The sequence below is a fragment of the Bradyrhizobium sp. genome (genome assembly GCF_019244115.1).
GTDB lineage: Bacteria > Pseudomonadota > Alphaproteobacteria > Rhizobiales > Xanthobacteraceae > Bradyrhizobium.
On sequence record NZ_JAFATE010000817.1, the window covers coordinates 1 to 11,216 of the forward strand.

Consider the following 11,216-nt stretch of genomic DNA (forward strand, 5'->3'; position numbering starts at 1 on the left):
TTCGGATTCTTGAACAGCCGCTCCTGCAGGATGCGCTCGGCGCGGAAGTGATCGCGGCGATGCACGATCGTGACCGTCGAAGCGAAATTGGTCAGGAACAGCGCCTCTTCCACCGCGGTGTTGCCGCCGCCGACCACGACGACCTCCTTGCCGCGATAGAAGAAACCGTCGCAGGTGGCGCAGGCCGAAACGCCAAAACCTTTGAACTTCTCCTCGGAGGGCAGGCCCAGCCAGCGGGCCTGCGCGCCGGTGGCGAGAATGACGGTTTCGGCCAGATACACATCACCGCTGTCGCAGGTCAGGCGAAACGGCCGCTGCGACAGTTCGAGTTTGGTGACCAGATCGGTGACGATCTTTGTCCCGACATGGGCCGCCTGCTTTTCCATCTGCTCCATCAGCCACGGGCCCTGGATCACGTCGGCAAAACCCGGGTAATTCTCGACATCGGTGGTGATGGTGAGCTGCCCGCCGGGCTGGATGCCCTGGATCAGGATCGGCTCGAGCATGGCGCGCGCGGCGTAGATCGCCGCAGTATAGCCGGCCGGACCGGAACCGATGATGACGACCTTGGCATGGATGGGAGAGGACATGGCTGGTTGTCTCGGGCAGGTCTTAAATCGATGAAGCTTTGGCGGCGACAGAGCTGAATGCGCCGAAAACGCCTCGCGACCTCCGCCGAAAGTCTCAGAGTCCAATTTAGGATATCTGGGAAGCCATGCAAGAATTGCAATCCATATCGGCGAATTTTCCTCTGCTGGAACAACCGCCAGTGGACAGAACGCGCAATAAAATTGCGCATAAGGCGCGAGCTGGGGTAAGACAGTTGCCGGCAGCTAGCTGCCGGCGTGCCAACCAGGACCCTGTCTGCCGTGTCGAAGAATCTTGACGAGATCGACCTCAAAATCTTGAGCGAAATCCAGGCGGATGGCCGAATCACCAATGTCGAACTCGCCAGGCGCGTCGGCATTTCCCCGCCGCCCTGCCTGCGCCGGGTGCGCACTCTCGAGGAAGAAGGCTACATCAAGGGTTATCGCGGCTTGCTCGACGCCCGCCGGCTCGGCTTCGACGTCACGGTGTTTGCATCCGTGCATCTGTCGAGCCAGGCGGACGCCGATTTGCGCGAGTTCGAGGCGTTCGTGCGCGCCGAGCCCCTGGTGCGCGAATGCTGGATGCTCTCGGGCGAGGTGGATTTCATCCTGAAATGCGTGGCGCCCGACATGGCGACCTTTCAGGATTTCGTCACCCACTTAACGGCTGCCCCTCACGTCCGCAACGTCCGGACCTCGCTCGTCCTGCACAATTCGAAATACGAGGCGGCCGTGCCGCTGGAGGTGAGGACGAAGGGGTGATGGCCCCTCGCCGTCATTGCGAGGCGCCTTGGCGCCGAAGCAATCCAGGCCTTATCCCGCGGACAGACCTCTGGATTGCTTCGCTTCGCTCGCAATGACGGAGATTGTCAGCTCTTCCTGCCGATCGCTGCGTCGACGCTGATCGGTCCGCCACCGGCGGTCGCGATGAACAGGCAGGTGAAGCACAGCGCGATCGCGAGCGATCCATTGTTGATCAGCGGCAGGAACACCGGCTCGCCAGTCTTGAACATGTGGCCGAGAAAATAGGCAAACGCCATCTCGCCGGCCAGGATGAACGCAACCGGCCGCGTGAGCAGCCCGACCATCAGCAGCGCGCCCAGGATGAGCTCGATCAGTCCGGCCGCGTAGATCAGCGGCGGGATGTTGGCGAAATAGGGCAGCACCGGAAACTTGAAGATCTTTGCGACCCCGAACTGAAACAGCAAGAGGCCGGTGATGAACCGCATCAGGCTGAGCGCCATCGGCTGGTACTTGGTGAGCGCTTGTTCAAACTTGTCCATTTTCAGAGTCCCCCAATCTGGACACATGGTGATCGTGACCGCGATGAGATCAGGTTGCACTGGAGCGGCATTTGACGTGCGCTGTTTCAACCGTAATTCATCGCGTGTCAGCAGTAACGCAGGATCGGCTCGTCGTCACCGGGATGTGCGCGGCAAAGCCCACAAATCGCCTGCTTGTGACGGATCGGGCGCACGATTGCGCCTTGCGGGGGGCCCACCAGGGGCGCCCCTACGATCGGGATGGTCGCCTCTACGATCGCAAGATCGTAGGGGCGACCCTTGTGGTCGCCCCTACTGCTGTGATGCGACCGTAACGGCAGCGCAACAAAAAGCCGCGGCGACCGCGGCTTTTCCGACATATAGGCAAGGTTGCGTTTGGAACTCAGCGCCACTCGACCTTGGTGATCTCGTAGGCTTTGGCGCCGCCCGGCGTCACGACTTCGACGGAGGCGCCCTTCTTCTTCCCGATCAGGGCGCGCGCGAGGGGCGAGGTGATGGAGATCTTGCCCTTCTTGGCGTCGGCTTCGACTTCGCCGACGATCTGCCAGACCGTCTTCTTTTCGGTGTCCTCGTCGATCAGCGTGACGGTCGCGCCGAACTTGATGGTGTCGCCCGATAGTTTCGAGATGTCGATTACGTCGGCGCGCGCGAGCTTGTCCTCGAGCTCGGCGATGCGGCCCTCGTTGTGCGACTGTTCCTCCTTGGCAGCGTGATATTCCGCGTTCTCCGAAAGATCGCCATGCGAGCGCGCTTCCGCGATGTGCTCGATGATGCGCGGGCGCTCGACGGACTGCCGCTTCTTCAATTCGTCCGTCAGCGCGGCATGGCCTGCCGCCGTCATCGGAACCTTTTCCATCATAGTTCTTGTCCTTCAATCGCGCGGGCCTTAGGGCCCGCAGCGCGCACGAGATAGCTTGAATCGGGCTTTCCGGGCTTAGGCGCAGCGCACCAGCCTCGTCGTTCCGGCCTCTGTGGGGCCGAAACAACCTTTCTCCCAGGTGGTGAGTTCCAGCCGTTCCGGCACTATCGCCGATCGCCCGGCCGCGAGTGTAGCACGGCCGGCGGTCAGTTTTCCGAAAAATAACTCTGCAGGGTACGGACCTCAAGATCCCCGCCGAGATAGGCGCGGATGCCCTGGGCTGCCGCCACCGCCCCGGAAAGGGTGGTGTAATACGGCACCTTATGCAAAAGCGCGGCGCGCCGCAACGAGCGGCTATCGGCCAGCGCCTGCGGCCCCTCTGTGGTGTTGAAGACGAGCTGGATATCGCCATTGGTGATGGCGTCGACGATATGCGGCCGGCCCTCCAGGACCTTATTGACCTTCTCGGCCGGAACGCCCTGTTCGCTGAGGAAGCGCTGCGTGCCGGAGGTTGCCACCACCTTGAAGCCATGCGTGTGCAGAAGGCGGACCGCCTCCGCGATCCTGACCTTGTCGGTCTCCCGCACCGAGACGAACACGGTGCCCTTGCGGGGCACGCGGGTACCACCGCCGAGCTGGCTCTTCGCAAACGCCACCTCGAAGGAGCGGTCGATGCCCATGACCTCGCCGGTGGAGCGCATCTCCGGCCCCAGCACGGTGTCGACACCGGGGAAGCGGGCGAACGGGAAGACCGATTCCTTGACCCCGATATGCCTGAGGTGCTTCTTCTTCAAACCGAAGTCGGCGAGCTTCTCGCCCGCCATGATCCTGGCCGCGATCTTGGCGACCGGCATGCCGATCACCTTGGCGACGAAGGGCACCGTGCGCGAGGCGCGCGGATTGACCTCGAGCACATAGATCTCGCCGTCCTTGATCGCATATTGCACGTTCATCAGTCCGACCACGTCGAGGCCGAGCGCCAGCTCGCGCGTCTGCCGCTCCAGCTCCGTGATGGTTTCGGCGTCGAGGGAGTGCGGCGGCAGCGAGCAGGCGGAATCGCCTGAGTGTATGCCGGCTTCCTCGATGTGCTCCATGATGCCGACGATGAAGGTGTCCTTGCCGTCGCAGAGGCAATCGACATCGACCTCGGTGGCATCCGACAGATAGCGGTCGAACAGCAGCGGGTTCTTGCCGAGCACGGTATTGATCTGCCCGGTCTTGTCGTTCGGATAGCGCGCCTTGACGTCGGCGGGCACCAGCTCGGGCAGCGTGCCGAGCAGATAGTCGGAGAGCTGGGTGTCCTCGCGGATGATCTGCATCGCGCGGCCGCCCAGCACGTAGGAGGGGCGGACCACCAGCGGCAGGCCGAGATCGGCGGCGACCAGCCGCGCCTGCTCGACCGAATAGGCGATGCCGTTCTTCGGCTGTTTCAGGCGGAGCTTGTCGAGCACGCGCTTGAAGCGGTCGCGATCCTCGGCGAGGTCGATCGCCTCCGGCGAGGTGCCGAGGATCGGCACGTCGGCCTCCTCCAGCGCGCGCGCCAGCTTCAGCGGCGTCTGGCCGCCGAACTGCACGATCACGCCGGCCAGCGTGCCGTTCGTCCTTTCGGTCGCGATGATCTCCAGCACGTCCTCGGAGGTCAGCGGCTCGAAATAGAGCCGGTCCGCGGTGTCGTAGTCGGTCGACACCGTCTCCGGATTGCAGTTGATCATGATGCTTTCATAGCCCGCCTCGTGCAGCGCGAAGCAGGCATGGCAGCAGCAATAGTCGAACTCGATGCCCTGGCCGATGCGATTCGGACCGCCGCCAAGAATGATGACCTTGTTCTTGTCCGATGGCGCGCTTTCGTCGGCGAGCTCTCCCGCAAAGGGTGCCTCGTAGGTCGAATACATGTAGGCCGTAGGCGAGGCGAATTCCGCGGCACAGGTGTCGATGCGCTTGAACACCGGACGGACGCCGAGCGCGCGGCGCCCGGCCGTGACCTCGGCCTCGGTGCTCCCCACGAGGACCGCCAGCCGCGCATCCGAAAAGCCCATCGCCTTCAACGTCCGCATGCCGAACGCGTTGTGCGGCAGGCCGTTCTTTCGCACCTTCTCTTCCATCTCGACGATGCCGCGCATCTCGGCGAGGAACCAGGGATCGATCTTGCAGGAGTTGAAGATCTCATCATTCGACCAGCCGAGCCGCATCGCCTGCGCGACCTGCAGGATGCGGTTCGGCGTCGGCGTGCCGAGCGCCGCGCGGATCGCGTTCTTGTCGTCGTGGCGGCCGAGCCCCTCGATCTCGATCTCGTCGAGGCCGGTCAGGCCGGTCTCGAGGCCCCGCAGCGCCTTTTGCAGGCTTTCCTGAAAGGTGCGGCCGATCGCCATCACCTCGCCGACCGATTTCATGGAGGTGGTCAGCGTGCTCGATGCGCCGGGAAATTTCTCAAAGGCAAAGCGCGGAACCTTTGTGACGACATAGTCGATGGTCGGCTCGAACGAGGCCGGTGTCGCGCCGCCTGTGATGTCGTTGGCGATCTCGTCCAGCGTGTAGCCGACCGCGAGTTTTGCCGCGACCTTGGCGATCGGAAAGCCTGTCGCTTTCGAGGCGAGCGCCGAGGAGCGCGACACGCGCGGGTTCATCTCGATCACGACCATGCGGCCATCAGCAGGATTGACGCCGAACTGCACGTTGGAGCCGCCGGTTTCGACGCCGATCTCGCGCAGCACCGCGATCGAGGCGTCACGCATGATCTGGTATTCCTTGTCGGTCAAGGTCAGCGCCGGCGCCACCGTGATGGAGTCGCCGGTGTGCACGCCCATCGGGTCGAGGTTCTCGATCGAGCAGACGATGATGCAATTGTCCTTCTTGTCGCGCACCACCTCCATCTCGAACTCTTTCCAGCCGAGCACGCTCTCCTCGATCAGGACCTCGTTGGTCGGAGAGGCGTCGAGGCCGCGCTCGATGATGTCGAGATATTCCTCCTTGTTGTAGGCGATGCCGCCGCCGGTGCCGCCCATGGTGAAGGACGGCCGGATGATCGCGGGCAGACCGATTTCGGACAGCGCCAGCAGCGCCTCGCCGAGCGCGTGCTCCTGGTAGCGCTTGCGCCGCTCGTTCTCGCCGAGCGCCCATTGCCGATCGAGCTCTTCCAGCGCGGCGCCGGAAAGCTTTTCCCGCTCGGCGAGGTATTTGTCGCGATAGGATTTTTTCAGCGCGGAGGCGTTGGCGAGCCGCGATTTCGGCGTCTGCAGGCCGATCTTTTCCATCGCGTTGCGGAACAGCTGGCGGTCTTCCGCCTTGTCGATGGCGTCAGCGGTGGCGCCGATCATCTCGACATCGAATTTGGCGAGGGTGCCGAGGCGCCTGAGCGACAGCGCGCAGTTCAGCGCGGTCTGGCCGCCCATGGTCGGCAGCAGCGCAAAACCGCCGGGGATGACGTGTCTTTCCTTTTCGATGATTTTGGCGACGATCTCAGGCGTGATCGGCTCGATATAGGTCGCATCGGCCAGCTCCGGATCGGTCATGATGGTGGCCGGGTTGGAGTTGACGAGGACGATGCGAAAACCCTCTTCCTTCAGCGCCTTGACCGCCTGCGTGCCTGAATAGTCGAACTCGCAGGCCTGGCCGATCACGATCGGGCCGGCGCCAATGATCAGGATCGTGGAGATGTCGGTTCGTTTGGGCATCTAGTCTCGGAAGCGAAAATGGGCACAAAAAAAGGGCGCGCGTCCGCGCGTCCCTTGGAGCTATTGCGTGAGGCTTTGCCCCGCGCGCGGGGCGTCTTTAGACCAGATTCCGGGGCGGCGAAACCCCGAAAACGGACCCGTCAACCGCGTTTTGCCCCGATCCGGGCTTCCCGGGCAAGCGTCGGCAGGGTGCTGGTACCGTATACTGGCAACGGTTTGGCTGGCTTGCCGAGCCGAAGCTCGCGCAGCGAGCGAAGGCTGGAGGCCCGGCCTGGATTTGAACCAGGATAAAGAGCGATGCACCGCTCCCGCGTCGACGCTTCCGCCACCGGGCCAATGCTATCATGACCGATCACGCGACGGTGAGCGACGTGAGGTGCGGTTTATCCCTAACCAGCCGTTACTGAATTTACGACCTGGGGGATCACTCGACACCCGGCGCGTGGACCGCGACAAAGGTCATGCGCCAGGGGTTGTAGCCGATATTGGTTCGCACCCGCGTGCCGATCAGGCCATTGCGTTCGAGCTTTGCGATCATCTCGGCTTCGCCATAGCGCTGCAGGCCGAGATTCTTGCGCAGCTCCCGGTAGTCCGACAGCGCGGTGGAGACCAGGCCGATCAGCGCATCCCTGAAAAAGCCATGCATCGCGGCAAAGCGCAGCAGCGCGATCACGTCGCGAAACATCCCGACCTCCGGCCGCAGCACATCGCCCAGCACCAGGCGGCCCGACGGTTTCAGCAGGCGGCGGATGACCTGTAGGGCCTGATCGAGCTCGTCCGCCGTCATGTATTGCGAGACCGAGTTCATGACCGCCAGATCGACGGATTTTTCCGGCATATTGCGCACTTCCTGCAGCGAGCGCACCTTGATCCTGGTGTCCGGCGCAAAGCGCGCGATCAGCCGGCCGCGCACGCCGGGCGCTGCTTCAGCAAGGATCAGGGTGCCGCAGGCGTCCGCCACCATGTTCGACGACAGCGCTTCGCCGCAGGCATAGTCCAGCACGACCTGATCCGGCCGGTCGATATAGGCGATGATGTCGCGCGCGATCAGCTTGAAATGCAGCTCACGGTGCAACTTGCTCACATAGATCGTATGCGTCGAATCGTAATAATCGATCCACTCGTCCATGACACTCTGGTCTCGCGCGCGGTTCCCCGAAGCTGGAACCGCCCTCAAGCTGCGGCGTTAACGGGTCCGATCACCCCTGTCCATAGCGCTGGTTCCTAACAGGAAGGTCCCCGTGAGCAAAGCCGAAGCCAAAAAAACCAAACCCCTCAACGTCAACCCCGAGCTCGATACGCCGACCGACCTGTCCAAGGATGCGGTGGGGGAAATCTCAGCCGCCGTCAACGTGCTGCTGGCGGACGCGTTCGCGCTCTATCTGAAGACCAAGAACTTTCACTGGCATGTGAGCGGCCGGCATTTTCACGATTGTCATCTGATGCTGGACGAGCAGTCGGACGCGATTTTCGCCTCGACCGACCAGCTCGCCGAGCGGGTCCGCAAGCTCGGCGGCACGACCTTGCGCTCGATCGGCCATGTCTCGAAACTGCAGACGATCCAGGACAACAACGAGGACTATGTGCCGCCGCGGCAGATGCTGCGCGAATTGATGGAAGACAACAAGCACATCGCCGCCGCCATGCGCAAAGCCCACGAGATCTGCGAGAAGCACGACGATTCCGGCACCGCGGGCCTGCTCGAAACCTTCATCGACGAGACCGAACGCCGCACCTGGTTCCTGTTCGAGGCGAGCCGCCAGGAAAGCAGCAACGCGGCGTAGCGGCGCTGCTCTGTACGGTGGGCCAAGCGAAGCGGCCCACCCTCCAGGCTTCCGCTGATGGCCCGGTGGGCACGCCGCAAGAGCGCCTTTGCCCACGCTGTAATTTGTTACGATTTACGATCGCTTCCACAGCTTCGTCAGCGGACCACCCTTGCCCGTTACCGGATCGGTCGTCGGCAGCGGCACTTGCGGAATCGATATCAACGCTTTCGCGTGATTTTCCGGCGTCGGCCGGGTGATCTGCATTTTCGGCCCCGGCGGATAGGCGCCGACCACGGCGAAATCGTTACTCGCCAGGAGGCACTGATGTCCGGTCCCGGCGGGCAGGATCGCGACGTCGCCGGCCGCAACATCAATCTCCCGACCCGCGTCGCCGCCAAAGCGCACCCGCGCATGTCCGCGGGCGATGCCGAGCGCCTCGTGCACGGTTGAATGATAGTGCAGATAGTCGAAAATGCCGTTGCGCCACATGTCGCCCCAACCATGGGCGCCGAACAGTTTTTCGATCGCGGCTTCCGGCTCGGCGCCATCGAAATCGAGCGCGCCCTTGTAGACCAAAAACGGCATCGGATTGTTCGGCACCAGCCCGTCGTCCCCGAAGACGATGGCGAGCGGCTGGATTTTCTCCTTGACGGTCAGCATGGCGGTTCTCCCGCGAAAAACGATCCGCCGTTTCAACCCGGTGTCAGCCGCTGATGTTCCCGTCCAAACGGGTGGAAGCGCGCCAGGTCCTGCACGGGCCGTCATTGCGAGGCGCGCTTGCGCCGAAGCAATCCAGGCTATGTCCGCGGCGACAGTCTGGATTGCTTCGCTTCGCTCGCAATGACGGCGCCTTAAGCCCTTTTGTTTGCGCGCATCAACTCGGCGAAGCGCTGAAAGAGATAGTGCGAGTCGCGCGGGCCCGGCGAGGCCTCGGGGTGATACTGCACGGAGAACACCGGCCTGTCGTCGAGCGCGATGCCGCAATTGGAGCCGTCGAACAGCGAGACATGGGTCTGCGTCGCGCCTTTCGGCAGCGTCGCCTGGTCGACCGCAAAACCGTGGTTCATCGAGGTGATCTCGACCTTGCCGGTGGTCTCGTCTTTCACCGGATGATTGGCGCCGTGATGGCCCTGATGCATCTTCATCGTCTTCGCGCCGACCGCGAGTCCGAGCATCTGGTGGCCGAGGCAGATGCCGAAGGTCGGCGTGCCCGAGGAGATCACGCTCTTGATCACCGGCACGGCATATTTGCCGGTCGCTGCGGGATCGCCGGGCCCGTTGCTCAAGAACACGCCGTCCGGCTTCAGCGCCAAAATGTCTTCGGCCGAGGTGGTCGCCGGCACCACGGTGACCTTGCAGCCGACGCCGGCGAGCAGCCGCAGGATGTTGCGCTTGATGCCGTAGTCGACGACGACGACGTTGAACTCCGGCGTGGTCTGCCGGCCAAAGCCCTCGTTCCACACCCAGGGGGTCTCGTCCCAGGTAAAACGCTGGCCGGAGGTGACCATCGGCACGAGGTCCATGCCTTCGAGCCCCGGCCATTCGCGCGCCTCTTCCTTGAGGCCATGCAGGTCGAACTTGCCGTCCTTGGCATGGGCGATCACCGCGTTGGGCATGCCCTTGCTGCGGATCAGCGCGGTCAGCGCGCGGGTATCGATGCCTGACAGCCCGATGATGCCCCGCGCCTTCAGCCACTGGTCGAGATGACGGGTGGCGCGATAGTTCGAGGGATCTGATATGGCGGTGCGCAGGATCACGCCGCGCGCGCCGGGCGTTGCGGCCATGTTCACGGTCTCGATATCGTCCTCGTTGGTGCCGACATTGCCGATATGCGGGAAGGTGAAGGTGATGATCTGTCCGGCATAAGAGGGATCGGTCAAAATCTCCTCGTAGCCGGTCATCGCGGTGTTGAAGCAGACCTCGCCCACGGCGTGGCCTTCGGCGCCGAGCCCAAAACCTTCCAGCACCGTGCCGTCGGCGAGCACGAGGAGCGCGGTCGGCTTGAGGTCCGGCCAGGCGGCGTCGTTTTCGATGTGTGTCATGAGGCCCCTACATAGTCGGGCAAATGGCCGCCGTCAAAGCGGTAAAGCGGCCAACCCACATGCGTTTCCCGCAAATGGGCCGATCAACCCGCAGCCAGGAACCTGACCATCAGGATGTCGTCAAAATACCGGCCATCATGCTTCAAGGCCCTTATTTCCCGGCCATATTCGGAAAATCCCAGTCTGCGATAGAGCCGGTGAGCGGGCTCGTTGCCGCTTGTCACGACCAGTTTCAACTGCTCGATGCTCCCGGACGCGTGCGCGACAATGGCCTCGATCAGGTCCTGACCGAGGCCGCGATTGCGGCCCTTTGGCCGCACATACATGCCCCACAGGATGGCCTTGTGGCTCTCCTTGACGCCGTCCTGCTGTCGATAGCCGGCGACCCCGAGCAACTCGCCGTCAACAAAGGCGCCAAACACGCTGCTGGTCAAAGTCCTCTCCTCGAACCTTGATATCGGCATCGCGTTTTCTAGCTCGAATGTGGCGAGGAATGCGTGCGGGTTCTGCCGCAAACCATCAAGGCGGATGTCGCGAAAGACCGGCGCATCGGCCGGCGTAAGCAGTCTGATCTCTCGGGAGGTTGTCACGGCGGATCTTCCAGTTTCTCGTCGCAAGCGGGAAGTTCGGTTGTTTATCGGCCCGGAACGGCCTAGATCAGCAGGCTACGCACTTGAAAAGGGTTTGACCATGCTGCGCGATGACATCAACACCGCCGTGAAGGAGGCGATGAAAGCCAAGGACGAGCGAAAACTCTCGACGCTGCGCATGGTGAATTCGACCATCAAGAACGCCGACATCGACGCGCGCGGGCAGGGCAAGCCGCCGCTGTCGGATGCCGACCTGCTCGGCGTGCTGCAAAAGATGATCAAGCAGCGCCAGGAGGCGGTCGAGCTCTATGACAAGGGCGGTCGCGCCGAACTCGCCGCGCAGGAGCGTGAGGAGATCGCGGTCATCTCGGCCTATCTGCCGAAGCAGATGTCGGAGGACGAGGTCAGGGCCGCGATC

The 11,216-nt window shown here is 63.0% G+C and carries 11 protein-coding genes and 1 tRNA gene; 3 read left to right on the forward strand and 9 right to left on the reverse strand.

Annotated elements, in window-relative coordinates:
* Window positions 1-590, reverse strand: a 590-nt coding sequence (locus JOZ76_RS34660) for an NAD(P)/FAD-dependent oxidoreductase (protein ID WP_291705877.1), incomplete at its 3' end; no start/stop codon positions are given.
* A 279-nt stretch (window positions 591-869) separates the two neighbouring features.
* Between JOZ76_RS34660 and JOZ76_RS34665 the strand changes: the two genes are divergently transcribed.
* Window positions 870-1,349 (forward strand): Lrp/AsnC family transcriptional regulator, encoded by a 480-nt coding sequence (locus tag JOZ76_RS34665; RefSeq protein ID WP_291705878.1) that lies wholly within the window; start codon window positions 870-872, stop codon window positions 1,347-1,349.
* 107 nt (window positions 1,350-1,456) lie between these two features.
* Here JOZ76_RS34665 and JOZ76_RS34670 read toward each other — a convergent pair whose 3' ends face one another.
* The 5 genes from JOZ76_RS34670 to JOZ76_RS34690 all read right to left on the reverse strand — a co-directional run bounded on the left by JOZ76_RS34670 (window position 1,457) and on the right by JOZ76_RS34690 (window position 7,529).
* Window positions 1,457-1,870 (reverse strand): DoxX family protein, encoded by a 414-nt coding sequence (locus JOZ76_RS34670; protein ID WP_291705879.1) that lies wholly within the window; start codon window positions 1,868-1,870, stop codon window positions 1,457-1,459.
* Between the two features lie 382 nt (window positions 1,871-2,252).
* A complete protein-coding gene (gene greA, locus JOZ76_RS34675; protein WP_291705887.1) occupies window positions 2,253-2,726 on the reverse strand; it encodes a transcription elongation factor GreA in 474 nt (157 codons plus the stop codon).
* A 209-nt stretch (window positions 2,727-2,935) separates the two neighbouring features.
* Entirely contained in the window at window positions 2,936-6,400 is a 3,465-nt protein-coding gene (gene carB / locus JOZ76_RS34680; protein ID WP_291705880.1) for a carbamoyl-phosphate synthase large subunit, read from the reverse strand.
* 259 nt (window positions 6,401-6,659) lie between these two features.
* Window positions 6,660-6,735: transfer RNA gene (locus JOZ76_RS34685), tRNA-His, on the reverse strand.
* Between the two features lie 89 nt (window positions 6,736-6,824).
* Window positions 6,825-7,529: a class I SAM-dependent methyltransferase gene (locus JOZ76_RS34690; protein ID WP_291705881.1), complete on the reverse strand. Its 705-nt coding sequence runs from the start codon at window positions 7,527-7,529 to the stop codon at window positions 6,825-6,827.
* Window positions 7,530-7,641: 112 nt separating this feature from the next.
* Between JOZ76_RS34690 and JOZ76_RS34695 the strand changes: the two genes are divergently transcribed.
* On the forward strand, window positions 7,642-8,184 hold the full coding sequence (locus tag JOZ76_RS34695) for a Dps family protein (protein WP_291705882.1): 543 nt from the start codon (window positions 7,642-7,644) through the stop codon (window positions 8,182-8,184).
* Between the two features lie 114 nt (window positions 8,185-8,298).
* Here the strand turns inward: JOZ76_RS34695 and JOZ76_RS34700 are convergent, their stop codons facing one another.
* The 3 genes from JOZ76_RS34700 to JOZ76_RS34710 all read right to left on the reverse strand — a co-directional run bounded on the left by JOZ76_RS34700 (window position 8,299) and on the right by JOZ76_RS34710 (window position 10,798).
* Window positions 8,299-8,826: a hypothetical protein gene (locus JOZ76_RS34700; protein ID WP_291705883.1), complete on the reverse strand. Its 528-nt coding sequence runs from the start codon at window positions 8,824-8,826 to the stop codon at window positions 8,299-8,301.
* Window positions 8,827-9,017: 191 nt separating this feature from the next.
* Complete coding sequence (gene carA, locus JOZ76_RS34705) at window positions 9,018-10,208, reverse strand: glutamine-hydrolyzing carbamoyl-phosphate synthase small subunit (protein WP_291705884.1); 1,191 nt, start codon at window positions 10,206-10,208, stop codon at window positions 9,018-9,020.
* Between the two features lie 83 nt (window positions 10,209-10,291).
* Window positions 10,292-10,798, reverse strand: coding sequence for a GNAT family N-acetyltransferase (locus JOZ76_RS34710; RefSeq protein ID WP_291705885.1), 507 nt, complete (start codon window positions 10,796-10,798; stop codon window positions 10,292-10,294).
* A gap of 100 nt (window positions 10,799-10,898) precedes the next feature.
* Here JOZ76_RS34710 and JOZ76_RS34715 point away from each other — a divergent pair.
* A partial coding sequence (locus JOZ76_RS34715) for a GatB/YqeY domain-containing protein (protein ID WP_291705886.1) occupies window positions 10,899-11,216 on the forward strand: 318 nt, incomplete at its 3' end.